The sequence below is a fragment of the Prauserella cavernicola genome, from assembly GCF_016595675.1.
GTDB classification, from domain to species: Bacteria; Actinomycetota; Actinomycetes; order Mycobacteriales; family Pseudonocardiaceae; genus Prauserella_A; species Prauserella_A cavernicola.
On record NZ_JAENJH010000007.1, the window covers coordinates 272,525 to 295,543 of the forward strand.

At 72.0% G+C, this 23,019-nt stretch carries 22 protein-coding genes; 10 read left to right on the top strand and 12 right to left on the bottom strand.

Features of this window, described 5'->3' with window-relative positions; translation table 11 throughout:
* Nucleotides 1–10: 10 nt before the first annotated feature.
* Nucleotides 11–871 (bottom strand): M23 family metallopeptidase, encoded by an 861-nt coding sequence (locus JHE00_RS25585; protein ID WP_200322633.1) that lies wholly within the window; start codon nt 869–871, stop codon nt 11–13.
* Between the two features lie 414 nt (nt 872–1,285).
* Between JHE00_RS25585 and JHE00_RS25590 the strand changes: the two genes are divergently transcribed.
* The 6 genes from JHE00_RS25590 to JHE00_RS25615 all read left to right on the top strand — a co-directional run bounded on the left by JHE00_RS25590 (nt 1,286) and on the right by JHE00_RS25615 (nt 7,708).
* Nucleotides 1,286–2,224, top strand: a complete 939-nt coding sequence (locus tag JHE00_RS25590) for an NBR1-Ig-like domain-containing protein (RefSeq protein WP_200322635.1) — start codon at nt 1,286–1,288, stop codon at nt 2,222–2,224.
* A gap of 179 nt (nt 2,225–2,403) precedes the next feature.
* The gene (locus JHE00_RS25595; RefSeq protein ID WP_200322637.1) at nt 2,404–3,210 is read left to right on the top strand and encodes a VOC family protein; all 807 of its coding nucleotides are present in this window, start codon (nt 2,404–2,406) and stop codon (nt 3,208–3,210) included.
* Between the two features lie 124 nt (nt 3,211–3,334).
* Nucleotides 3,335–3,955 carry a hypothetical protein gene (locus JHE00_RS25600; protein ID WP_200322639.1) on the top strand — a complete coding sequence of 207 codons (621 nt, stop codon included), beginning with the start codon at nt 3,335–3,337 and terminating at the stop codon, nt 3,953–3,955.
* Nucleotides 3,956–4,061: 106 nt separating this feature from the next.
* A complete protein-coding gene (locus tag JHE00_RS25605) occupies nt 4,062–5,534 on the top strand; it encodes an aldehyde dehydrogenase (protein ID WP_200322641.1) in 1,473 nt (490 codons plus the stop codon).
* 87 nt (nt 5,535–5,621) lie between these two features.
* Complete coding sequence (locus tag JHE00_RS25610) at nt 5,622–6,668, top strand: FecCD family ABC transporter permease (RefSeq protein ID WP_307832100.1); 1,047 nt, start codon at nt 5,622–5,624, stop codon at nt 6,666–6,668.
* Complete coding sequence (locus tag JHE00_RS25615; RefSeq protein ID WP_200322643.1) at nt 6,665–7,708, top strand: FecCD family ABC transporter permease; 1,044 nt, start codon at nt 6,665–6,667, stop codon at nt 7,706–7,708. Before JHE00_RS25610 ends, JHE00_RS25615 begins: the two co-directional genes overlap by 4 nt.
* A gap of 31 nt (nt 7,709–7,739) precedes the next feature.
* Here JHE00_RS25615 and JHE00_RS25620 read toward each other — a convergent pair whose 3' ends face one another.
* From JHE00_RS25620 to JHE00_RS25655, 8 genes are all read right to left on the bottom strand, one after another.
* Nucleotides 7,740–8,738: an ABC transporter substrate-binding protein gene (locus JHE00_RS25620; protein ID WP_200322645.1), complete on the bottom strand. Its 999-nt coding sequence runs from the start codon at nt 8,736–8,738 to the stop codon at nt 7,740–7,742.
* 32 nt (nt 8,739–8,770) lie between these two features.
* A complete protein-coding gene (locus tag JHE00_RS25625; RefSeq protein WP_200322647.1) occupies nt 8,771–9,604 on the bottom strand; it encodes a (2Fe-2S)-binding protein in 834 nt (277 codons plus the stop codon).
* An 83-nt stretch (nt 9,605–9,687) separates the two neighbouring features.
* Nucleotides 9,688–10,134, bottom strand: coding sequence for a nitroreductase family deazaflavin-dependent oxidoreductase (locus JHE00_RS25630; RefSeq protein WP_200322649.1), 447 nt, complete (start codon nt 10,132–10,134; stop codon nt 9,688–9,690).
* Nucleotides 10,135–10,211: 77 nt separating this feature from the next.
* Nucleotides 10,212–11,033, bottom strand: coding sequence for a citryl-CoA lyase (locus JHE00_RS25635; RefSeq protein WP_200322651.1), 822 nt, complete (start codon nt 11,031–11,033; stop codon nt 10,212–10,214).
* The gene (locus tag JHE00_RS25640) at nt 11,030–12,253 is read right to left on the bottom strand and encodes a CaiB/BaiF CoA transferase family protein (protein WP_200322653.1); all 1,224 of its coding nucleotides are present in this window, start codon (nt 12,251–12,253) and stop codon (nt 11,030–11,032) included. Before JHE00_RS25640 ends, JHE00_RS25635 begins: the two co-directional genes overlap by 4 nt.
* Nucleotides 12,250–13,761, bottom strand: a complete 1,512-nt coding sequence (locus JHE00_RS25645) for a tripartite tricarboxylate transporter permease (protein WP_200322655.1) — start codon at nt 13,759–13,761, stop codon at nt 12,250–12,252. Before JHE00_RS25645 ends, JHE00_RS25640 begins: the two co-directional genes overlap by 4 nt.
* Complete coding sequence (locus JHE00_RS25650; RefSeq protein WP_200322657.1) at nt 13,761–14,375, bottom strand: tripartite tricarboxylate transporter TctB family protein; 615 nt, start codon at nt 14,373–14,375, stop codon at nt 13,761–13,763. Before JHE00_RS25650 ends, JHE00_RS25645 begins: the two co-directional genes overlap by 1 nt.
* The gene (locus tag JHE00_RS25655; RefSeq protein ID WP_200322659.1) at nt 14,372–15,358 is read right to left on the bottom strand and encodes a Bug family tripartite tricarboxylate transporter substrate binding protein; all 987 of its coding nucleotides are present in this window, start codon (nt 15,356–15,358) and stop codon (nt 14,372–14,374) included. The genes JHE00_RS25650 and JHE00_RS25655 overlap by 4 nt, the downstream gene beginning before the upstream one ends.
* Nucleotides 15,359–15,484: 126 nt before the next feature.
* Between JHE00_RS25655 and JHE00_RS25660 the strand changes: the two genes are divergently transcribed.
* From JHE00_RS25660 to JHE00_RS25675, 4 genes are all read left to right on the top strand, one after another.
* Complete coding sequence (locus JHE00_RS25660; protein ID WP_200322661.1) at nt 15,485–16,282, top strand: IclR family transcriptional regulator; 798 nt, start codon at nt 15,485–15,487, stop codon at nt 16,280–16,282.
* Nucleotides 16,283–16,316: 34 nt separating this feature from the next.
* Entirely contained in the window at nt 16,317–16,907 is a 591-nt protein-coding gene (locus JHE00_RS25665) for an RraA family protein (RefSeq protein ID WP_307832101.1), read from the top strand.
* On the top strand, nt 16,900–17,823 hold the full coding sequence (locus tag JHE00_RS25670) for a hydroxyacid dehydrogenase (RefSeq protein WP_200322669.1): 924 nt from the start codon (nt 16,900–16,902) through the stop codon (nt 17,821–17,823). The genes JHE00_RS25665 and JHE00_RS25670 overlap by 8 nt, the downstream gene beginning before the upstream one ends.
* A 138-nt stretch (nt 17,824–17,961) precedes the next feature.
* Complete coding sequence (locus JHE00_RS25675) at nt 17,962–20,109, top strand: MMPL family transporter (protein WP_200322672.1); 2,148 nt, start codon at nt 17,962–17,964, stop codon at nt 20,107–20,109.
* Here JHE00_RS25675 and JHE00_RS25680 read toward each other — a convergent pair.
* From JHE00_RS25680 to JHE00_RS25690, 3 genes are all read right to left on the bottom strand, one after another.
* Nucleotides 20,085–20,723: a class II aldolase/adducin family protein gene (locus tag JHE00_RS25680; RefSeq protein WP_200322674.1), complete on the bottom strand. Its 639-nt coding sequence runs from the start codon at nt 20,721–20,723 to the stop codon at nt 20,085–20,087. The two genes, JHE00_RS25675 and JHE00_RS25680, sit on opposite strands and share 25 nt — an antisense overlap.
* Entirely contained in the window at nt 20,720–22,048 is a 1,329-nt protein-coding gene (otnK, locus tag JHE00_RS25685; protein ID WP_200322676.1) for a 3-oxo-tetronate kinase, read from the bottom strand. Before otnK ends, JHE00_RS25680 begins: the two co-directional genes overlap by 4 nt.
* Before the next feature lie 81 nt (nt 22,049–22,129).
* Nucleotides 22,130–22,969: an SDR family NAD(P)-dependent oxidoreductase gene (locus JHE00_RS25690; RefSeq protein ID WP_200322678.1), complete on the bottom strand. Its 840-nt coding sequence runs from the start codon at nt 22,967–22,969 to the stop codon at nt 22,130–22,132.
* Nucleotides 22,970–23,019: the final 50 nt, after the last annotated feature.

The following is a 23,019-nucleotide window of genomic DNA, read 5'->3' on the forward strand; positions in this document are numbered from 1 at the left end:
GGCGGCCTGGTCAGTCGCAGTGCTCGAACGGGCTGGTGAACTTCTCCGAGCCGACGGAGCCGCCCCACTTCACGCATTGGCCGGCGGCGGCCTTGCTCACCGGGCCCGCGTAGTAGGTGAAGTCGCCGGAGTCGGTGGCGCGGGTGGATCCCTCGACCTCGAGGAACGCCGAGGCCGGGCTCTTCTTGTCGAGCGAGCTCTGCTTGAGCGTGGTGACGCAGTTCTTGCCGTTGCCCGCGTTGTAGAGCAGGTAGACGGTGCCCGCCTTACCGAGCGCGTGCTTGTTGATCACGGAGTAGCCGGACCCGCAGACCTCCTGCGGGGTGTGCGGGTTGCCGCTGCCGCCGTCGCAGGAGTTCTTGCTCGTGAACTCGGTCTTGCCGGGGTAGGTCACGGCCTTGCCGTCGAGCGTGACGCGCGTGGCCGTGCCGCTCTGGCGCTGCTCGTAGTGCAGGTGCGGCCCGGTGACGCCGCCCGTGGCGCCCGCCTTGCCGATCCGCGTGCCGAGCGAGACCTTCTGGCCCTTCGACACCTCCTGCGCGGACAGGTGCGCGTAGCGGGTGGTGTGGCCGCCGCCGTGGTCGATCTCGATCCACTTGCCGTAGCTGGTGCCGCCCTCGTCGCCGACGACCGAGACGGTGCCCCCCGCGGAGGCGAGCACCGGGTCACCGGTGATGCCGCTCTTCTGGAAGTCGACCGAGTTGGCCGGGTTGTGGCCGTCGAAGGTGGCGGCGGTCGCGGTGTAGCCGCAGGTGAACGGCATCTGGTAGTTGGGCGCCGCCGAGGCGGGGGCCGCGCCCGTGGTCAGCATCGTGGCGAGGGTGGTGGCGGCGACGGCGCCCGCCGCGGTGACGGATCGGACGAGGGGCATGGGTTCCTCCAGGACTGTCGTGCCGGAACGTGGCCGGAAAACGCGCTCACTACGGGTGGCGGTATCCCTCCCCGGTGCGGATCGGGGCCGGCGCGACCGCGATGGCGAGCCGGGAGCGGAGCGTGGTCATCGGGCCGGTCCTTCCCGTCGGGTGGAGGCGGTGGGTACAACCATGACCAGGCCCGAGCGGCGTCCGATACCCCGCATTCGATCTTCTTGACGTCAGATCGTGGCCGTCTGACAGCGGCCCCACCTGGGTTGACACCGCTGTTTTGCCTGTTCAGGGCACCGACTGTCGTCCTATCGTGTTAGGATCCAACCCGACACGGAAAGTGACGATCCGGCCGTGTCAACCCGACGGATCCGCGGCGCGTTCGCGTGGTCGCCAGCACTGGTACGCCCGGGGAGGACAGCGTGCCCAGCCCGAAGATGGTGGAGCGGCCGGCGGCCCTCGAGGAGTTCGTGGCTTCGCTGCGGCGGCTACGCGAGCGGGCGGGCGATCCGTCGTTTCGCCGCATGGCGTCGAAGTCCGGAGCCGTCTCACACGCGACCCTGCACCTCACCGTCACCGGTCACCGGCTGCAGCCGTGGGAGACCGTGCGGGAGTTCGTGCGGGCCTGCGACGGGGACGAGGACGAGTGGCACGCCCGCTGGCAGCGCACCCGGGACGCCCTCGCCGACGGCGCCGGCACCTGCGGTTCGGCCGACAGTGGTGACATCGGCGAGCCCCGGACGGCCGATGACCCGGAACCGGCGGAACCGGCGGCAGCGGTGCGGGCCGCCCCGCTGCCCGCACCAAGGGACGCTGTCGGCGTGCCCGTCCCGGCCGCCGGGACTCCGGAGCGGCCGCGTCCGTGGTGGCGTTCGGCTCCGGTGACCGCGGGTCTGGTGGCCGTGGTCGTCGCGTTGGTGGCCGTGGTCGTGGTCCTGGTGGCGAACCCGGGTGATCAGCCACCCTCCGAGCAGTCGGTCGCCGCCGCGAGCGGCTCGCTGCATCCCGGCGACGCGACGCGGTTCGTCGGCGACGTGACCATTCCCGACGGCACCGAGGTCCGTCCCGGTTCACAGTTCGTCAAGGTGTGGGAGCTCCAGAACACCGGTTCGGTGGAGTGGCGGCAGCGCCATCTCCAGCGCATCGACCTGCCGATCGGCCAGGACGACTGCCGCACGCCGGAACGCATCCCGGTCACCGACACGGCCCCGCGGGAGCACGTGCAGATCACCGTCACCGTGCGCGCGCCCGCCACCGCGCCCGCCGACTGCAAGGTGCGCTGGAAGATGGTCGACGACTCGGGTCGCGAGCTGCTGCCCGGCTACCGGCCGATCTTCTTCGAGGTGCGCGTGCGGTCCTGACCGGAGGGTGTTCCCCGAGACTCCGGCCCCCTTTCCGGTGCTGTGCTTCGAATGTCCGGTTCCCGGCTCGTCCGTGGCCGGAGGATCAGCCGGACGGCCGGTGGCGCGTGGCGGCGTGGTGACACCATGATCGTCCGATGCCCGCGCTCCCGCGGGCCCGTGGGGAGGATGGGACGCGAATGTACGAAGCTCCGGGCACGCCGTGCTGGGTCGAGCTCGCGACACCGGATCTGGACCGGTCGATGCGGTTCTTCCAGGACGTCTACGGCTGGCAGTTCACCCAGGCCGCGCCCGGCAGCGACTACTGGATCGCGCTGCTGTTCGGCGAGCCCGTCGCCGGGTTCCGCAGGCACACCACGTCGGTGATCGACTGGACCGTGTACCTCGCGACCGACGACGTGGTGGCGACGGCGGGCCACGCCCAGCAGCTCGGCGGAACGCTGCTGCAGAGCCAGACCGAGGTCGTGCCGGGTGTCGGCTCGAAGGTGCTCGTCGACGACCCGTCCGGGGCCACGTTCGGGCTGTTGCAGCCCGTGGGCGCGCGGCCGTTCACCGCGGGTGTGCCGGGCGCGCTGATCTGGCTGGAGTTCGTCACGCGCAGCGCCACGCTGGCCGACCGGTTCTTCGGCAGCCTGTTCGGCTACGAGCAGACCCAGTTCGGCGACGCCAGGACGCTCGACTACGTCGTCTACTCCAGCGGCGAGCACTCGGTGGTGGGCCGCGTGCGCATGGCCAGGGACACCCCGGCCGACGTGCCGCCTCGCTGGATCGCGCACTTCGCCGTGGACCCCGACATCGGCTTCGACCGCACCCTGCACGCCGCGCGCACCGCGGGAGCGCGCCTGCGCTTTCGCCCCTACACCAACGCGCTCGGCAAGGTCGCCGTGCTGTCCGACCCGCTCGGCACCCGGTTCGCGATCATCGACCCCGCGCTGGCGTCGAGCTGGGACCACCACTCGGCCGCCGACGACCCCTACGGCGACTGAGCGTTCCGGCCCCTGCGTATTGTGGTCGCGATGTCCGGTTTTCGCGCGCGCAGGCGGAACCGGAGCGTGACGGTGGACGTCCGATGAGGACGGTCGGTGGACAGGGCATGAGGAGATCGGGGCCATGAGCGGAATCGTCGCGGGGCCGCCCCCGCTCGTGGAGATCACGCCGTCGCGCAGCAGCATGGTGCGGACCGTGGCGGTCATGGGTCTGGCGGTGGGCGTCCTCGGCATCGCGGCCGTGGGGTCCAGCGCGCCGGGGGTGATGGCGGGCGTCGCGGGACTGCTGGCGCCCTTCTTCGCTCTCGTCGTGCTGTACCAGAAGCGGGCGCGGGTGACGCTGACCCACACGGAGTTCGGTACGACGGCGCTGTTCGGGACCCGGCGTACCTCCCGCGCGGAGATCGGCGCCGTGGTGCGGGCGACCCTGCCCCCGCCTCCGCGTGGTGGCAGCGGCCCGATTCACAACGTGTTCGTCGTCGACCGGAGCGGGAACAAGGTGGCGCGCCTCTACGACACGCTCTACGCGCGCGCCGACCTGGACCGGCTGGTCGCCGAGCTCCGCGTGCCCGTGTACGGCCCCGACCCGGGCCACGTCGTCACCGCGAAACAGCTCGGCGAGCAGTTCCCCGGGCTGGTGCCGTGGATCGAGCGCAGGGTGTTCCTGGCCGCGGCGCTGATCTCGGTCGGCGTTCTCGTGTTCGCGATCGTGCTGGCCGTGATCATCTACGAGCTCTACTACTGAGTCGCGCTCGAGCACCCGGGACACCTGGCGGGGTAGCGTGCGGTGACGGGTGCGTGCGCGGGTGCCACCGGCCGCGCGCCGCGGTGACCACGCGCAGGAGGGCGACATGGCCGAGCTCGAACGCTTCCACCTCACGATCGGCGGCGAACCGGCGCAGGCGCGTTCGGGAGCGACGTTCGAGTCGCAGAACCCCTACACCGGGCGGCCGTGGGCGATGGTGCCCGACGGCGGTCCCGAGGACGTGGACGCCGCGGTCGAGGCGGCCCGCGCCGCGCTGACCGGCGAGTGGGCGTCGCTGACCGGCTTCGCCAGAGCCGCCCTGCTGCGGCGCCTCGGCGACCTCGTGACCCGCGACGCCGAACGCCTCGCCACGCTGGAGGTGTACGACTCCGGCAAGCTCTACCGCGAGATGCTGGGGCAGCTGCGCGGGCTGGGCACGTGGTTCCACTACTTCGCCGGCCTCGCCGACAAGCTCGAGGGCAGGCAGATCCCGTCGCCCAATCCCGACTACCTCGTCTACACGCGCAAGGAGCCCGTGGGCGTGGTCGCCGCGATCACGCCGTGGAACTCGCCGCTGCTGCTGATGACCTGGAAACTCGCACCCGCATTGGCGGCGGGCTGCACCGTGGTGGTGAAACCCTCCGAGCACTCCCCGGCGGCGACGCTGGCGTTCGGCGACCTGGTGGCCGAGGCCGGGTTCCCTCCCGGAGTGGTCAACGTGGTGGCGGGGCTGTCTCGTGAGACCGGCGCGCGGCTCGCGTCGCACCCCGGGGTGGACAAGGTCGCGTTCACCGGTTCGACGGCCACCGGCAGGGCCGTGGCGAGGGCCGCCGCCGACAACCTCAGCGCGGTGACGCTGGAGCTGGGCGGCAAGTCGCCGCAGGTGGTGTTTCCCGACGCGGACCTGAAAGCCGCGGCCAACGGGGTGATCGCGGGGGTTTTCGCGGCCACCGGGCAGACGTGCATGGCGGGTTCCCGGCTGATCGTGCACGCCGACGTCCACGACGAGCTGGTCCGGCTCGTGGCCGAGCGTGCCTCGGCGATCCGGCTCGGCGACCCGTTCGACCCGGAGACCGAGATGGGCCCGGTCGCCAACGCGCCGCAGTACGAGAAGGTGCTCGGCTACCTCGACACCGCGCGCGACGAGGGCGCCACGGTGGCCTGCGGGGGCGGCGCGGCGGAACTGGGCGGGCTGTTCGTGCGGCCGACCGTGCTCACCGGGGTCGGACCCGGGTCGACGATCGTGCGCGAGGAGGTCTTCGGGCCGGTGCTGTCGGCGTTGACGTTCTCCGGCGAGGACGAGGCGATCGCGCTGGCCAACGACACCCGGTTCGGGCTCGCGGGCGCGGTGTGGACCAAGGACGTGCACCGGGCGCACCGGGTCGCGGCCAGGATCAGGGCGGGCAGCGTGTGGATCAACGCCTACCGCGTGGTGGCGCCGAGCGTGCCGTTCGGCGGGTTCCAGTCCTCGGGCCTGGGCAGGGAGAACGGCATCGACGCGATCAACGCCTACACCGAGGACAAGGCCGTGTGGGTGGAGCTCACCGGCGGTACCCGCGACCCGTTCACCCTCGGCTGAGCGGCCGGTGCGTCCACGTAGGACGGTGAGCGGGTGCGGCGCGAACCGCCGTCGCGGGAGGTTGCCAGGGTGGCCTAACCTTCAGGTGTGACGGTGGGGATCGGGGGCGCCCGGAGCGATCGGGTGCGACGGGCGCGGTCCCGGCCCGTGCGACTGGCCATCGGGTTACTCGCGGCCGTGGCGCTGCTGCTGGGCTGCGGGGTGCTGAGCCTGCTGACCGGATCGGAACCGGTGGCCTTCGGCGACGTGCTGCGGGTACTGGTCGCCGACGACCGTAGCGAACCGGCGATCATCGTGCACGACCTGCGGATGCCACGCACCGTGGTGGGGATCTGCGTCGGGATCGCGCTCGGGCTCGCCGGCGCGCTGATGCAGTCACTGACGCGCAACCCGATCGCCGACCCCGGCGTGCTCGGCATCAATGCGGGCGCCGCGTTCGGCGTGCTGGTCGCCATCGTGGGCCTGGGCATCGGGAGCTTCACCGGCTACGTGTGGTTCGCCTTCCTCGGGGCCACCCTCAGCACCACCCTGGTCTACGCGATCGGAGGCAGGGGCGACGACAGCGGTGCGCCGGTGCGCCTCGCGCTCGCCGGCACCGCCATCGGCGCGGCGCTGGTCTCGGCCACCGAGGCGATGGTCTTTCTCGACCCCAAGGCGTTCGACGAGTACCGCTTCTGGATCGTCGGCGACATCGCCAAACCCGAGCTGGGCGTGGTCTGGCAGCTGCTGCCGTTCCTGCTCGCCGGGACCGTCCTGGCGCTCTCGCTGGGCCCGCGGCTCAACGCGATCGCGCTGGGGGAGGAGCTGGGCACGGCACTCGGTGTCGGGCTGCTGCGTACCCGGGTGCTGGTGGGTGTTTCGGTGCTGGTGCTGGCCGGTCTGGCCACGGCGGCGGCGGGACCGATCGGGTTCGTCGGGCTGGCCGCGCCGCACCTGGCGCGCGCGGTGACCGGACCGGACCAGCGCTGGGTCCTGCCCTACGCCGGAGTGTTCGGCGCGGTGCTGGTGCTGCTCGCCGACGTGGTGGGCCGCGTGGTGCTGCCTTCCGGCGAGCTGCGGGTGGCCATCCTGACCGCGATCGTCGGAGCGCCACTGTTCGTCGCGCTGGTCCGGCGCCGGAGGGCAGCCGCATGAGCACCAGAACCGTGCGCGCGGCGGGACTGTCGGCGCGTTACGCGACCCGGCCCGCCACGGCGAGCGGGCTGCTCGCGCTCCTGCTGCTGGCCCTGACGGGGTACGCGCTGACGGTGGGCGAGCTGCCGATCTCGCTCGGCGAGGCGCTCGGGATGCTCGCCGGTGAGCCCGGTCCGTCCGGAGTGGACTACGTCTTCTGGACGGTGCGGCTGCCGAGGGTGCTCACGGCCCTGCTGGTCGGTGCCGCGCTGGGGGTGAGCGGCGCGATCCTGCAGAGCCTGTCCCGCAACCCGCTCGGCAGCCCCGACGTGCTCGGCTTCGCGGGCGGTGCCGCGACCGGTGCGCTGGTGCAGATCCTGGTGCTCGGTGGTGGCGCGCTCGCCGTCGCGCTGAGCGCGCTCGCGGGTGCGTTCGTCACCGCGGCGCTCGTCTACCTGCTCGCCTACCGCAGGGGAGTGCCGGGACACCGGCTGGTATTGGTCGGAATCGGCATCGGCGCGCTGCTGATGTCGCTCAACCGTTATCTGCTGGTCTCGGCCGAGGTCGACGACGCGTTCCGCGCCGCGGTGTGGCTGACCGGCAGCCTGCTCGACCGCACCTGGGACCACGTCACCATCGGCACGATCGCGGTCGCGGTGCTGGTTCCCGTGGCGGTACTGCTGCTGCGCAGGCTCTCGCTGCTCGAACTGGGCGACGAGCTCAGCACCGGTCTCGGCGTCCCGGTAGGACAGACGCGGCTGCAGCTGTTCGCCGTGTCCGTGGGCCTCGCCGGCGCGGCCACCGCGGCGGCGGGTCCGGTCGCGTTCGTCGCGCTGGCCGCGCCACACCTCGCCCGGCGGCTGCTGCGCTCCGCGGGCCCGAGCCTGGTCGGGTCCGGACTCGTCGGCGCCGTGCTGCTGCTCGGCTCCGATGTGGCCGCACAGCAGCTGTTCCCGACCGGGGAGCTGCCCGTCGGCGTCGCCACGGGCGTGCTCGGCGGCGTGTACCTGGCGACGCTGCTCGGACGGCACTGGAGCCGGCGCCCGGCGGCGAGCGGGTGAGCGGCCGGAGTCGCGGCCGCTCACCCGCTGTTCATGCGAACCGGGGGACCAGCCGCTCCAGGTCGTCGAGCAGCGCGCCCGCCGCGGACGCCGAGGCGCCGTCCCACCAGGACACCCGCGGCACCTCGAAGACCTTGCCCGCGCGCACTGCCGGCAGCCGCCGCCACAGTTCGCCCTCGGTGTAGCGGCGGAACGTGCTGGAGACCTGGCCGCCCTCGAACGCGCCGCCACCGCTGAAGTGGATGAGCACGTCGGCGTCGGCGAGCCTGCTCACCTGTTCCGGGGACAGACTGGTGTAGGTGTCCTCGGCTTGCTCGGGCGCGCTGGACTCGGTGCGCCGGACCCCGGCGTCGGTGAGGATCCGGGACGGGAAGATGATCGAGTCGGTGACGATGCGCAGCTCGTCGGTGGTGAACCGGAGCAGCGCGACCTTCTTGTCCGCCAGCAGCTCCGCGTTGTCGTTCTTGAACCGCTCGGCCCGATCGCGGTACTCGTCCAGTTTCCGTTGCTGTGCCTCGCGGACGCCGTAGATCCCGGCCACCGTGAGCGCGGACTCGTGCCATTCCACGGCGTCGCGGGTGTTGGCGTAGGCGACGGTGCTCGCCAGTCCGGCCACCGCGTCGTAGTTGTCCTGCAGCGAGGCGGTGTTGCCGACCACGAGGTCGGCATCGAACCCGGCGAGCCGTTCCACGTCGACCTGGCCGAAGCCGAGGTGCTCGAACTCCCGCTTCCCTCCGGGAAGGTAGCCCGGCACCGGTGGTTCCGCGTCGAGCGTGGCCGAGGCCACCAGCGGGATGCCGTGCTCCAGTGCCACCTGCATCGCCTGGCCGGGATCGAGCGCGATGACCCGCCGAGGTGAGCGCGGCACATCGGCCTCGCCGTAGGGATGCGTCACGGCCTTGGTGTCCGTTGTGGACTGTTCACGTGGCGTGTCGCGCGGGCCGCAGGCGCTCAGTCCCAGCGTCGCCAGGCCGGCACCGAGGCCGGTCAGTACCGTGCGTCTTCCCAGTGGGGAAGCGGGTGTTCTCACAGAGGTCCTCCCAGAGCGGGGTGCGGCAGGACTCAGTCGCTGAAGGCCTCGGCGAACTTGGTCCTGCGCACGGTGTCGTCTTCCAGTGGGCAGGTGATGCAGTAGCCGTGCTCGGGGTCGGCACGGAAGTCCAGGCAGCAGGTGCCTCGCACCGCCCAGGCGCCGCGCGGCCGTTCGGGTTCGAACCAGAACAGCCGTGGTCCCGTGCGGATGGGGGCGCCCGCGGCGAGCAACGCGGTGGTGAGCCGTTCGCTCCTCCTCCATGCCTTGTCCAGGTCGTCGCCGCGTTTGCGCGCCGGGTTCAGCATGTAGAAGTTGAGCATGTCCACGACGTATCCCCACAGCGTGCGGCGTCCGACCCGGGTGTGCGCACTGAGCGCGTCGATCACCGGTCCGAACAGATTCAGCATAAGTACGCTTGTCCACTCGTCGAGCTCGTGCTCGTCCGAGACGGGGACGGTGCCCGGTTCGGCGTGGGCGTCGCGCACGGCCACGCGCGGGCTGACGACGTGCACCTCGCCGAGCAGGTTCCGCTCGTCGGCGGGCAGCCAGACGACGTCGGGGCGCAGCTCGGCGGAGCGTTCGGAGAGGTAGGTACCCGCCGCGGCGAGGAAGATCAGCTCGCGGGCGAGGCTCTTGAGGAAGTGCACGGCGGCGGCGCTGATCTGCTGGGGGCCCCGCAGTTCGCGGAAGGCGTCGAAGGCGGGGCCGATCATGCCGTCGTCGACCAGGTGGTCCAGCCGCCACCAGCGGGTGCCGGGAGAGTCGGCAGGCGGTTCGTCGAGCAGCACCGGAAGCGGTGCGAACGTGAGCTCGGCACACGCCTGGACGACGGGGGCCAGGGGGCCGCGATACCTCGCCTGCATTAGGTAAGGCTACACAAACAGTTACGAAACGGACGAGCCCTCCCTCGGGCTCGCCGGTGCGAGCCCGAGGGAGGCCGGGTGAGTCAGTGCGGGGCGGGCGCGTCCTCCAGCACCAGCACGGGAATCGTGCGGTCGGTCTTGCGCTGGTACTCGGCGTACTGGGGGAAGGCCTCGACCGCGAGGTCCCACCACCGCTGCCGCTCCTCGCCGGTGACCTCCCTGGCGACCATGTCGCGCACCTCGGTGCCGTCGCGCAGCTCGACCCGGGGGTCGGCCAGCGCGTTGTGGTACCAGAGCGGGTTCTTCGGCGCGCCGCCGAGCGACGCCACCGCGGCGTAGACGCCGTCGCGCTCCACCTTCATCAGCGGCGATTTGCGCAGCTTGCCCGACTTCTTGCCCACGGTGGTCAGGACGATGACCGGTAACCCGTTCTGAGTGACGCCCTTCGTCCCGCCGGAGTTCTCGTAGACGGCCACCTGGTCGGCGGCGAACGCCAGCGAGCCCGGTTCGTAGACACCCTCGAGCGGCATGGAACGGTTCCTTTCGTCACGGCCGGTGTTGCTGTGGAGTACCAACCCGCGACGGCCTCCGGTGATTCCCGCCCGGCTCAGTCCCCGGTGAACGGGCGCGTCGGCTCGCCGGTGTAGCCGGCCAGCAGCGGCGGCGGCAACGGGCCCTTCACTCTGCGGCCCGAGCGGCTCTCCTCCCAGGCGTGGGCGAGGATGCCCACCGAGCGGGCCAGCACGAAGAAGCCGCGTGCCAGCTCCGGCTCCACGCCCAGCTCGCCGTAGACGATGGCGGTGACGCCGTCGATGTTCATCGGCACCGCCCGCCTGCCCTTCGCGAGCGCGCTCTCGACGGCGAGTCCCGCGCGCAGGTAGTCGCCGGAGACCTCACCGGCTTCGACGGCCTCCTCCACGAGCCCCAGCAGCACGTCGCGCCGCGGGTCGCGCGGGTGGAAGCGGTGTCCGAACCCGGGAACGAAGGCCTTGCGGGCGCGGTAGCCGGCCACGGCCTCGTCGGCCACCTCACCGAGGTCGCGCCCCTGCGCGGCCGTCGCGACGAGCTCGGAGAGCAGGGTGACGCACTGCTGTCCCGCTCCGCCGTGGGTGTCGCCGAGGACGTTGACCCCGTTGGCGACGGCCGAGTTGAGCCCCACCCCGCAGGTGGCGGCCATCCGCGCGCTGGCGATGGACGGTGCCTGCGGGCCGTGGTCGACGCTGGCGACCAGCGCGGCCTCCAGCAGCCGCGACTGCGTGGCCGTGGGCAGCCCGCCCGTGGTCAGCAGCCACACGGTGCTCACGAAGTCGAGCTTGCCGATGAGCTGCTCGATCGGGTAGCCGCGCAGCTCGATCTCGCCCGGCGCGATACGGGTGATCGCGGTGGACCACCACGCGGTGGTGTCGTCGACGGTGGGACCCTCGCTCATACGGCCTTCTCCTCGTGCAGTCGGGCGATCTCGTCGGCGCCGTAGCCGAGCTCGGCGAGCACGTCGTCGGTGTGCTGGCCCAGGATCGGTGGTGACAGCCGCGGCCTGCTCGGCTCGCCGTCGAGGCGGATGCCGTTGCCGAGCACCCGCAGCGGCTCCGCGTCCTCGTGTCCGGGGAAGGGCAGCTCGTGCACCAGCTCGCGGGCGCGGATCTGAGCGCTCGCCAGCATCTCCGGCACGCTGAGCACCGCCGCGGCTGGTACGCCCGCGCTGCTCAGCTCCTCTTCCCAGTGCGCCGCGTCGCGCGTGGTGAGCGCGACCTCGAGCTCCGCGGTGAGCTGCGCGCGATGCGTCTTGCGTGCCTCGCGCTCGGCGAAGCGCGGGTCGCTCACCAGCTCGGGACGGCCGATGATCCGGCACAGCAGCTCGAACTGCTCCTGTTTGTTGGCGGCGATGTTGAGCTCGCCGTCAGCGGTGCGGAAGGTACCCGACGGTGCCGCGGTGCCGTTGTCGTTGCCGAGCGCGCGTGGCTGCTGGCCCGCGATGAGGTGGTTGGAGACCACCCAGCCCATCGCGGTCACCGCCGTCTCCAGCATGGAGACGTCGATCATGCTGCCCTCGCCCGAACGTTCCCTGCCGAGCAACGCCGACGAGATCGCGAACGCCGCCGCGAGCCCGCCGAGCGTGTCCGCGATGGGGTAGCCGGCCCGCAACGGCGCCGTCTCCGCCGTGCCGGTCACGCTCATCATCCCCGAGCTGCCCTGGATGATCTGGTCGTAGGCGGGTTTCGCGCGCAGTGGGCCGGTCTGCCCGAAGCCCGAGATCGCGCAGTAGACCAGGCGCGGGTTGAGGCGCTTGAGCTCGTCCCAGCCGAAACCGAGCCGCTCGAGCACCCCGGGCCGGAAGTTCTCGCACAGGACGTCCGCGCTCGCGACCAGCCTGCGCAGCACCTCCTTGCCCTGATCGGACTTGAGGTTGAGCGTGAGCGAGCGCTTCTGCGCGTTCTGCGCCAGGAACGACGCGCCCAGCTCCCGCCGGTTCAGCTCGGCCGAGGAGCCCAGCTTGCGGGCGAGGTCGCCGCCGTGCGGGACCTCGACCTTGATGACGTCCGCGCCGAGCAGCGCCAGCTGGTAGCCGGCGTAGGGCCCGGCGAGGACGTTGGTCAGGTCGAGCACCCGGACCCCCGCGAGGGGGCCCGGGGTGGCCGAGTTCGCTGTCATACCAACGCTTTCTGTCGACGACGGGTGCGCACGCGCTGGAAGAGCAGTCCGGCGACGGTGAGCAGGAGCACGCTGTAGAGCGTGATCGAGATCGGGCTGGACACGAGTGCGGAGGGGTCGCCCTCGCTGACGGCCATGGCGCGGCGGTACTCGGTCTCGGCGAGCGGGCCGAGGATGACGGCGATGAGCACGGGCGCGACGGGGATGCCGTAGCGGCGCATGCCGAAGCCGAGCAGGCCGATGGCCAGCACCAGCACGAGGTCGAGGATCTTGGAGCTGGTGGCGTAGACGCCGAGCATCGCGAAGACGGTGATGCCGGCGTAGAGGTAGTGCCGGGGGACCTTGAGCAGCTTGGCCCACAGGGGCGCGAAAGGCAGGTTCAGGATCAGTAGCACGACCATGCCGATGAAGAAGCTGGCCAGCAGCGCCCACACGAGCTCGCTGGCGCGTTCGAACAGCAGCGGTCCGGGTTGCAGGCCGTACTGGCGGAAGGCCGCCAGCAGGATCGCGGCGGTGGCCGAGGTGGGCAGGCCCAGTGCCAGCAGGGCGCCCATGGCGGTGCCGGCGGTGGCGTTGCCGGAGGCCTCGGGACCCGCGACACCCTGGATGGCGCCCTTGCCGAACATCGGCTTGCGCCTGCGGGCGTCGAGCCTGCGCTCGGTGCCGTAGGCCAGGAACGTGGGGACCTCGGAGCCGCCGACGGGGATGATGCCGAACGGGACACCGATGGCGGTGCCGCGCAGCCAGGCGGGCAGCGCGAGACGGAACTCCGTGCGCGACAACCACAAGCGGCCGGTGGAGGGGAGAATGCCGGTGTCCTCGGGGGTGCCGCGGCGGGCGGCGATGGCCAGTACCTCGCCCAGCGCCAGCAGGCCGACGGTGATCACGACGATGTCGACGCCGTCGAACAGTTCGGGCAGCCCGCCGGTGAAGCGTGCCGCGCCGGAGGCGCCGTCGATGCCGACGAGCGAGATCGCGAGACCGATCACCAGCGCGGCGAGCCCGCGGATGACGGAGTCGCTGACCACCGCCGAGATCGCGACGAACGCGAAGATGGCCAGCGCCAGGTACTCGGCGGGGCCGAATAGGGTGGCCAGCTCCGCCAGTGACGGCGCGAAGAACACCACGAGGGTGGCGGCGATGATGCCACCGATGAACGCGCCGATGGCCGAGGTCGCCAGTGCTTGGGCGGCGCGTCCGCTCTTGGCCATGCGATGGCCCTCGATGGATCCGGCGATGGCGGTGCTGTTGCCGGGGGTGTTCATCAGGATGCCGGCGATCGAGTCACCGAAGAGGCCACCGAAGAGCACCCCGGCGAACATGATGAACGCGCCGATGGGGTCGAGCGAGAAGGTGACGGGCAGCAGCAGTGCCACCGCCATCGCCGAGCCGAGGCCGGGCAGCACGCCCACGGCGGTGCCGAGCAGGGCGCCGATGAACACCCAGAGCATGTTCATCGGGGTGAGGACGGTCGCGAAACCGTCCATGAGGTTGGACAGTGACTCCATCAGAACACTCCCGCCAGGATGCCGGGGGGCAGGTTGAGGCCCAGTCCCGCCGAGAAGGCCAGCTGCACGATCGAGGAGATCGCCACGGCCAGGAACAGGTCGAACACCACGCGACGGCTGCCGAGCGCGCGGGCGATGCCCCAGAACAGCCAGGCGCCGGAGATCAGCCAGCCCAGCGGGTTGAGCACCGCGATGAACACCACGATCGTGCCCACCACCCCGAACAACGCGCGGTAGTTGCTCCGCGGGCGCGTCGCAGGCGGTTCCTCGACGGGGGTGTCGTCGCTGTCCTCAGCGGTGGGGGTGTCGGTGTCGGTGGCGGTCGGCGTGGTGTCCGTTGTGGACCCCGGCGTCGCGACGAGCGCGGGTTCGGGGCGCCGCAGGACGTCCACGGCCAGCAGCACGGCGAACACCACGCACGCGATGGCGATGATCGTCGGGAACAGCTGCGGTCCCGGGGAGGCGGTGTTGTCGGGCACCTCCATGGTGAGGGTGCCGATGCCCAGCGCGATCCCGGTGATCAGCAGCAGCAGCGGGAACACGAGTCCCGTGCGGCGGCGCAGGAAACCGTCGGCGGTCGCGGTCCGCTCGGGCCTGGTGTCGGTGACGGTCACAGTCCCAGCTCCTCGATGATCGCGTCGACCCTGGCCTGGTCTTCCTTGATGAACCGGGTGAAGTCGTCTCCGGCGAGGAAGCTGTCGACCCACTTGTTGCGGTTCAGCGCGTCGGCCCACTCCGGGGTGCGCACCATCTCGCCGACGATGTCGATCAGCTCCTGGCGCTGTCCGTCGCTGATGCCCGGCGGGGCGACCACGCCACGCCAGTTCGGCAGCGCGACGTCGACGCCCTGCTCGATCAGCGTCGGGGTGTCGATGCCCGGCACCGGCTCCTCGGCCGACACCGCCAGCGCGCGGAGATTGCCGGCCTCGATCTGGTCGCGGAAGTCGTTGTAGCCGCTGACGCCCACCTCGACCGTCCTCGACAGCAGCGACGTGAGCACCTCACCGCCGCCGGCGAAGGAGACGTAGTTGAGCTGGCCGAGGTCGATCCCGGCCTCACGGGCGACCAGCCCGGTCAGCAGGTGGTCGGTGCCACCGAGCGCACCGCCGCCGATGGCGTGGCCGTGCGGGTTCTCCCGCCACACCTCGAGGAAGTCCTCGAGCGTCTTGTACGGCGAGTCGGCGGGGACGATCAGCACCTCGTAGTCGTCGGCCAGGCGCGCGATCGGCGTGGTGTCGAGCAGATCCACCGGCGAGCGGTTCGCCGTGATCGCACCCTCCATCACGGTGCCGGTCGTCATCAGCTGCGTCGGGTCGGCGCCGATCTCGGTGAACTGCCCGAGACCGATCGTGCCTCCCGCGCCAGGCACGTTGACCACCTGGACGTTGTTGACGATCGACGCACTGCGCAGCGCCTGCTGGGACTCGCGTGACGCGAGGTCCCAGCCGCCGCCGGGCGCGGCGGGCGCCATGATCGTGAGTTTCGATCTCGGCGTAGCACCCGAGGTCGACTCGCTCGCGTCGACGGCGGCGAACCCCGCGAGCACCAGTGTGCTCACGGCCCCGAGGACCCCGAGAGCGACACGTTTTCTCTGCACGATCACTCCCTTGTGACCAGGTTGAACAATCGGTGACTGTCCATCTAGCGGACATGAATGACCGCCTGATGGTATAGTTACCGTAGGCGGGACGCAAACATCGCGCTTCGACGAGGAGGGCCGGGGATGAAGTCCACCGCCGCGGACGGTGACAGCGGGGGAATCCGCGCCGTCAGTCGCGCTTTCCGGGTGCTGCAGGCGTTCTCGCCCGAACGCATGTCGCTCGGTGTGGCCGAGCTCGTGCGCGAGACGGGCCTGCCGAGGACGACCGTACTTCGGCTGGTCGAGACACTCGCCGCCGAGGGCGTCCTGGAGTCCGGCCCCGACGGGCAGGTCCGGGTCGGCACCCGGCTCATCGGCCTGGCGGCCTTCTCGGCGGCGGCGTGGACGGTTCCCGAGCCGTCGCTGGCCCGGATGCGGGCGCTCGCCGCCGAGACCGGCGAGACCGTGAGCCTGTACGTGCGCAAGGGACTCTGCCGTGTCGTGGTGGGTCAGGCGCCCAGCCCCAACACGCTGCGCCACGTGGTGCGCCCCGGCGACGAACTGCCCCTGTCGGTCGGTTCCGCGGCCTACGTGCTGCTCGGCCTCGAGGCCCCCGACGAGCGCGACGTCCTGATCGACCGGGTCGCCGCCCACTCGGGTACGCCCGGCGCCGCCGCGCCGCTGCGCCGCGGGGTCGCCGCCGCCATCGCCGACGGCTGGGCCATCTCCCACGGGCAGCGCGAACCCGGCAACACCGGCCTGGCGGTGCCCATCCGGCCGGACGACAGCGACGGCACCCGCGTGCCCGCCCGCCCCGTGGTGCTCGCGATCGGCGGGCCCACCGTGCGCTTCACCGACGACAAGATCCCCGGATTCGTCACCGCCGTGCGCCGCTGTGCCGAGGACATCGCGCGCACCGGCCTGCCGCCCGCTCTCTACTGACGCACCATCCACCGCACGACAACCGAGGAGAATCGTGGATTCGCTCACCGGCTATCCGCCCCCGGCGGCGCTGCCCGTCGCGACCGTGTCCGACGCCATGGACCGGTTCGGCGTCGCCGACGGCATCCGTCCACTGTGGCCTGGCGCCGTCCTGTCGGGACCCGCGTTCACCGTGTGGACGAGGCCCGGCGACAACAAGGGCCTGCACGCGGCGTTCGAGACCATCCGGCGCGGTGAGGTGCTCGTCGTCAACGGTGGCGGGGACGAGACCCGCGCGCTGATCGGCGAGCTGGTGGTGCAGAAGGCCCGTGCGCTGGAGATCGGCGGCATCGTGCTCGACGGCGCGGCGAGGGACGTGACCGAGCTGGCCGGGCTCGGCGTGCCGGTGTTCGCCCGCGCGGTCACCCCCGCGGGACCGTGGAAGACGGGGCCCTACCGTATCGGCGGCACCATCGCCGTCGGTGGCGTCCCCGTGAACCAGGGCGACTGGGTGCTCGGTGACGACGACGGCGTCGCGATCGTGCCCGCAGACCAGGTCGACCACGTGGTGCAGACCGCGAACGAGCTCATCGAGGGTGAGGCGCAGCGCCGCGCCGCCAACCAGAAGCTCGTGCCCCGTGGCTGAGCCGCCCGTCGTCTGGATCCCCAGGCCCGTCCACGACGACGCGCTGGTGCTGCTGCGCGAGCACGCCGACGTCCGGCTCGGCTACGGCGACGAGGCCGTCGACTTCGACGCCGTGGCACCCGAGGTCGCCGCGATCCTGCTGCGCACCGCGAGGGTCGACGGCGACATGATGCGCCGCGCGACCGCACTGCGCATCGTCGCCCGGCACGGCGTCGGCCTCGACACCGTCGATCTGGACACCGCGCGCGAGCGCGGGATCGCCGTCACCACCACGCCCACGGCCAACACCCAGTCCGTCGCCGAGCACACGATCGCGCTGCTGCTCGCCGTGCGCCGAGGGCTCGGCATCGCCGCGCGCGACGGCGGCGAGGACGGTGCCGCCACCCGGGCGGCGATCCGCGGCCGCGAGCTGTCGGGTTCGACGCTCGGGCTCATCGGGTTCGGCCGCATCGCCTCGCGGGTCGCGCACATCGCGACGCACGGCTTCGGCATGCGCGTGCTCGCCCACGACCCGCTGCTCTCCGGCGCGGAGATCACCGAGCGCGGTGCCGAGGCGGCGCCATTGGACCGGCTGCTGGCGAGCTCCGACGCGGTGAGCCTGCACGTGCCCCTCGTGCCGCAGACGCGCGACCTGCTCGGCCTGGCCGAGTTGCTGTCGATGCCGGAGGGCGGCGTGGTGCTCAACACCGCGCGCGGCGGGACGCTCGACGAGGACGCACTGCTGACCGCGCTGCGGCGCGGCCACCTGGCGGGCGCGGGTCTCGACGTGACGGTGGTGGAGCCACTGCCCGCCGACCATCCACTGCGGAACGAGCCGTCGGTGCTCATCACCCCGCACATCGGGGCACAGACCGCCGAGGCGATGCGCCGCATGGCCACCGACGCCGCGACGAGCATCCTGGAACACCTGCGCTGACCGCGTGACCGGCCGGTCACCCCGTGCTGAGAACCGGGGGCCGGAAAGCCCCGTCACCGCACGGTGATTGGGGACTTCCGGCCCGCGTCCCGGCGCGACCCGATGGGCTAGCTTCGGGTTGCGGACGGGGGTGGAGCCATGGACGCGGTCCCCAGCGGAGCGGGCAGGGCGGCGCGCCTTCCCGGCGGCAGGCGGTTCAAGTGGGTCGTGCTCGTGCTCTGGCTCGGCGCACTCGTGGTGCTCGGCCCGCTGGCGGGCAAGCTCTCCAGCGTCCAGGACAACCAGGCCTCCTCGTGGCTGCCCGCGAGCGCCGAGTCCACCGAGGTCCTGCGCATCACCCAGGGTTTCCGCTCCAGCAACGAGTTGCCCGCCATCGTGGTCTACGACCGGCCCGGCGGGCTGCGGCCCGCCGACCTCGCGCGGATCACCGAGGACGCGAGGCGCTTCAACACGCTGGACACCGTCGACCGCCGCGTCGTCGGCCCGATCCCGTCGGCGGAGCGGCCCCCGCAGGCGGCGCAGGTGGTGGTGCCGCTCAACATCGGCGAGGACGGCTGGAACCAGCTGCCCGGGCTCACCGACCAGATCCGCGGCATCGCCGAGAACGGCGCGAACGGCGTGTCGGTGCACGTCACCGGACCCGCGGGGGTGGGAGCCGACAGCGCGGAGGCGTTCTCCGGCATCGACTCCACGTTGCTCTACGCCGCGGTGTCGGTGGTGGTCGTGATCCTGCTGCTGACCTACCGCAGCCCGTCGCTGTGGGTGCTGCCCGTGCTGGCCTCGGGCTCGGCGCTGGCCGCCGCGCAGGGCGTGGTGTACCTGCTCGCCCGCTACGCGAACCTCACCGTCAACGGCCAGAGCGCCGGGATCCTGCTCGTGCTCGTGTTCGGCGCGGGCACCGACTACGCGCTGCTGCTCGTCGCGCGCTACCGGGAGGAGCTGCGCAGGCATTCCGACCGGCACGAGGCGATGGCGTTCGCGCTGCACCGCGCCGGACCCGCGATCTGGGCCAGCGGCGGCACCGTCGCGATCGGGATGCTGTGCCTGCTCTTCGCCGACCTCAACTCCACGGCGGGGCTCGGCCCGGTGGCCGCCATCGGCATCGGCATCGCGCTGCTGGCGATGATCACGCTGCTGCCCGCGTTGCTGACGATCACAGGCCGCTGGGTGTTCTGGCCGGTGAGGCCGGTGTTCGGCTCCGCCGACCCGGTCGAGCGCGGTCTGTGGGCCCGGGTCGGCACGAAGGTCGGGCGGGCGCCGAGGCTGGCGTGGGCCGTCACGGCCGTCGTGCTGGGTGTGCTCGCGCTCAACACCCTGACGCTCAAGGCCGACGGGCTCACCAACGCACAGTCGTTCACGCACACCCCGGACTCGGTCGTGGGGGAGCGGGTGCTGGCCGAGCACTTCCCCGCCGGCGCGGGCCAGCCCATCCAGGTCGTGGCCAACGCCGGGCAGGCGCAGCAGGTGCGCACCGTGTTCGAAGGCGTGCCGGGGGTGAGCGCGGTCAGCAGGCCCGTGGTGCGCGGCGACATCGCGTACCTGGAGGGCACCGAGGACGCCGCGCCCGACAGCGAGCAGGGGCAGGCGACGCTGGTGCGGGTGCGCGACGCCATCCACGCCGTGCCCGACGCCGACGCGCTCGCCGGGGGCCAGGCCGCGATCCTGCACGACACGGCGGTGGCCAACACTCACGACCGCGACCTGGTCATCCCGCTCGTGCTGGTGGTGGTGTTCTGCATCCTGGCCGTGCTGTTGCGCTCGCTGCTGGCGCCGCTGATGCTCATCGCGACGGTGGTGCTCTCGTTCCTCGCGACACTGGGCATCAGCGCGTTCTTCTTCAACCACGTCTTCGGCTACGACGCGGCGGACGCGTCGTTCCCGCTGTTCGTGTTCGTGTTCCTGGTGGCGCTCGGGATCGACTACAACATCTTCCTGATGACGCGCGTGCGGGAGGAGGCGCAGCGGTGGGGGACCCGGCGCGGCATGCTCACGGGCCTGGCCACCACCGGCGGGGTGATCACCTCGGCCGGCCTGGTGCTCGCCGGGACGTTCGCCGTGCTGGGCACGCTTCCGCTCACGTTCCTCGCCGAACTCGGCTTCGCGGTGGCGGTGGGCGTGCTGATCGACACCATCATCGTGCGCGGTGTGCTGGTGACCGCGCTGACCCTCGACATCGGCCGGTGGATCTGGTGGCCGGACAAGCTCATGGACAAGCGCGACACCGGAACCCGGCCCGAGAGCCGGGCCCCGGCACCGAGTGCTCAGTCACCCCAGGGCGAGCCGTAGCGCTCGGCGAGGCGCAGGGCGTCGCTTTCGCCCAGTGTCCTGATCGGACGGTCACCGAGCAGTAGCAGCAGCTTGCACGCCTCTTCGAGCTCGATCGCGGCGTCCAGCGCCTCCGCCACCGTGCGGCCCGCGACCACGAGACCGTGATTGGCCAGTAGCGCGGCGCGAAACGGCAACGCGAGCGCTTCGAGCTGGCCGGCCTGTGCCGGGTCGCCCGGGTCGGCGTAGGGCACGAGCGGCGTCTGGCCCACGCGCATCACGAAGTACGGCGTGATCGGTGGCAGTGCGCTGCGCGGCGACCACGCCTCGAGGCACGACACGGCAGAGGCGTGCGCCGAGTGCAGGTGGACGATCGCGGCGAACTCCGGGTCGCGCCGGTAGAACGCCCGGTGCAGCGGGAACTCCTTCGACGCACGGGGTCCGTCGAGCAGCGTGCCGTCGTCGTCGAGCACGGACAGCCGCGCGGGATCGAGCGCGGCGAGATCGGCTCCGGTGGGGGACATGGCGATCGTGTCGCCCTCGCGCAGGCTCACGTTGCCGGACGAGCCGGGACTCAGGCCCAGCGCGGCCAGCCGGGCGGCGGCCTCGACGAGCTCGGTGCGGGTCGCGGTCATCGGGCGGTCTCCTCGAGGGCGGCGAGCGTGTCCCAGGCGCGGGTGAACATGTCGGTGCCGCCGAAGTTCCCTGACTTCAGCGCGAGGTTGAGCGGCGTTCCGGCGGCGGTCTCGCCGTCGCTCCACGCGACCCCGGGCGCGACCTCGGGACCGATGCGCAGTGCCCGGATGCCGAGCTCGGCCAGGACCCGGCCCGAGCTCTCGCCGCCCGCCACCACGAGCTGACGCGCGCCGAGGCCGACGAGACCGCCCGCGATCGCGGCGAGCGCGCGTTCCACCAGCTCGCTCGCCGACTCGGCGCCGTCGGCGCTGTCGGCGCTGTCTGCGCCGTCGCTACTGTCGGAACCCAGGTCGGCCAGCGAGTCCACGGAGTACACCAGCGGCCGTGCACCGGCGTCGGCGGCGTACACCTGCCGGGCCCACGTGACGATGCCGTCGACGTGGCCGTCGAAGTCCGAGCGCAGCGCGGCGAGGTCCAGCTTGCGCCAGGGCACGTGGTTCTTGGCGTGCGCGACCTGTGCCCGGGTGGTCTCCGAGGCGCTACCGCACAGCGACGCGCGCAGTCCCTCACGCACGGGAATTCCGCGCGCCACCGCGGTCTCGCCCGCGCGGGGCAGCCCGAGCGCGAGGCCCGAGCCGCCGGTCACCACGGCGAGGTCCAGGGTGGCCTCGGCGATCACGGCCAGGTCCTCGACGGTGAGCGCGTCCACGACGGTCTGCACGCGCCGTCCCGGGATCCGGGCCCGCTCGAGCGCGGCACGCAGGGCGGCCGCGCCCTCGCGCACGACCGGCAGGGAGACCTGCGCGACGGCGCTCGTCGTCTGCGGCGCGAGCAGCCTCGGCACGCTGGAGTCCAGCATCGGCGTGAGCGGGTGGTGGCGCATCGAGCTCTCGCTCAGCAGCTGGTCGCCGACGAACAGGTGCCCGCGGTAGACGGTGCGCCCGGTGGCCGGGAACGAGGGCACCACCACCGTGAGCTCGCTGTCCCGCGCGTCGAGCACGGCGTCGACCACGGGCCCGATGTTGCCCCGCGCCGTCGAGTCGAAGGTGGAGCAGTACTTGACGTAGGTCCGTTCGGTGCCCGCGGCCACCAGCAGGCGCAGCGCGGCGAGACTCTCGGCCACGGCCTCGCCGACGGGCGCGGTGCGGGTCTTGAGCGCCACGACCACGGCGTCGACGTCGGCGAAGACCTCGGCGGCACCGGCGATCGCGGACTCGTCCGGTGCGCCGAGGACGACCGTCGTGCGCAGGCCGCGCGAGACCAGGTTGGTCGCCAGGTCGGTCGCGCCGGTCACGTCGTCGGCGATACAGCCCCACTGCGGCATGGGCCGTCCTCTCCTCGTCCTCACAGTCCTGTGATTATCTGTGAAAGGATGTTATCAGAGTGGACGCCGCGCCGGGCTGGGCTAGTCGCGCCGAGCGTGCACCAGCGACCTGGTGATCTCGGCGAGCCGATCGGCGTCGCCGGGGTCGAGTGTGGCCAGGGTGAGCGGGAGTTGCTTGCCGCGGTCGATCGCGGTGAGCGGCGCGCCGGGCGGCTGGTCGATGAAATCGTGGATGGGCGCGACGGCCTGCTCGATGGGCCGGGCGGCCAGTCGAGCGGCCGCCCGCAGCAGCACGCGGGTCGGCGCGGACAACGGGCTCAGATCGCCACTCCTGGTGAAGCCGGGGTGGTAGAGCACGTAGCGGATCGGGTTGTCGGGCTGCGCCGCGAACGCGACGCCGAGCAGATCGTTGGCGCGGCCTGCCTGGAGCTGGGCCGCGATCGTGCTGTACCGGCGCCGCAGGGTCGGGTCGTCCCAGCGGATGCCGCCCTTGGTGGTGCCCGTGCCCGCGACATTGATGATCACCGGCGTGGCGCTGCGGCGCAGCAGCGGCGCGAGGCCGTGCCCGAGCAGGTAGCGGCTGACGTAGTACAGCGCGAAGGTCTTCTCGAGCCCGTCCTCGGTCACGACGCGCTGGGGCGACTGCCGGTTGGCGAACAGGCCCAGCGCGTCGACGACCTCGTGGCGCTCGGTGATCTCCTCGATCGCGGCGCGGGTCTCGCGGATGCTGGACAGGTCGGCGCGGATGAAGCCGACCCGGCCCTCGGTCTCGGTAACGAGCCGTCGTCCCTTGGTCTCGTTGCTGCCGAGCACGACGACGGTGTCGCCGCGGTCGGCGCGGGCCAGGGCCACGGCTCGGCCCATGCCGTCGGTGCCGCCGCTGAGGACGACGACTCGTGGGTGTGCGGGGTGTGGGGGCATGTCCGTCCTTGGTGGTTACTGTCAGTACGCATTAGCATCATCGGTAACCA

Bases quoted from the DNA above. Each gene is read 5' to 3' on its own strand.
- JHE00_RS25585 (WP_200322633.1), bottom strand. From the start codon at position 871: ATGCCCCTCGTCCGATCCGTCACCGCGGCGGGCGCCGTCGCCGCCACC.
- JHE00_RS25595 (WP_200322637.1), top strand. From the start codon at position 2,404: ATGTACGAAGCTCCGGGCACGCCGTGCTGGGTCGAGCTCGCGACACCG.
- JHE00_RS25600 (WP_200322639.1), top strand. From the start codon at position 3,335: ATGAGCGGAATCGTCGCGGGGCCGCCCCCGCTCGTGGAGATCACGCCG.
- JHE00_RS25605 (WP_200322641.1), top strand. From the start codon at position 4,062: ATGGCCGAGCTCGAACGCTTCCACCTCACGATCGGCGGCGAACCGGCG.
- JHE00_RS25615 (WP_200322643.1), top strand. From the start codon at position 6,665: ATGAGCACCAGAACCGTGCGCGCGGCGGGACTGTCGGCGCGTTACGCG.
- JHE00_RS25625 (WP_200322647.1), bottom strand. From the start codon at position 9,604: ATGCAGGCGAGGTATCGCGGCCCCCTGGCCCCCGTCGTCCAGGCGTGT.
- JHE00_RS25630 (WP_200322649.1), bottom strand. From the start codon at position 10,134: ATGCCGCTCGAGGGTGTCTACGAACCGGGCTCGCTGGCGTTCGCCGCC.
- JHE00_RS25635 (WP_200322651.1), bottom strand. From the start codon at position 11,033: ATGAGCGAGGGTCCCACCGTCGACGACACCACCGCGTGGTGGTCCACC.
- JHE00_RS25640 (WP_200322653.1), bottom strand. From the start codon at position 12,253: ATGACAGCGAACTCGGCCACCCCGGGCCCCCTCGCGGGGGTCCGGGTG.
- JHE00_RS25645 (WP_200322655.1), bottom strand. From the start codon at position 13,761: ATGGAGTCACTGTCCAACCTCATGGACGGTTTCGCGACCGTCCTCACC.
- JHE00_RS25660 (WP_200322661.1), top strand. From the start codon at position 15,485: ATGAAGTCCACCGCCGCGGACGGTGACAGCGGGGGAATCCGCGCCGTC.
- JHE00_RS25675 (WP_200322672.1), top strand. From the start codon at position 17,962: ATGGACGCGGTCCCCAGCGGAGCGGGCAGGGCGGCGCGCCTTCCCGGC.
- JHE00_RS25680 (WP_200322674.1), bottom strand. From the start codon at position 20,723: ATGACCGCGACCCGCACCGAGCTCGTCGAGGCCGCCGCCCGGCTGGCC.
- otnK (WP_200322676.1), bottom strand. From the start codon at position 22,048: ATGCCGCAGTGGGGCTGTATCGCCGACGACGTGACCGGCGCGACCGAC.
- JHE00_RS25690 (WP_200322678.1), bottom strand. From the start codon at position 22,969: ATGCCCCCACACCCCGCACACCCACGAGTCGTCGTCCTCAGCGGCGGC.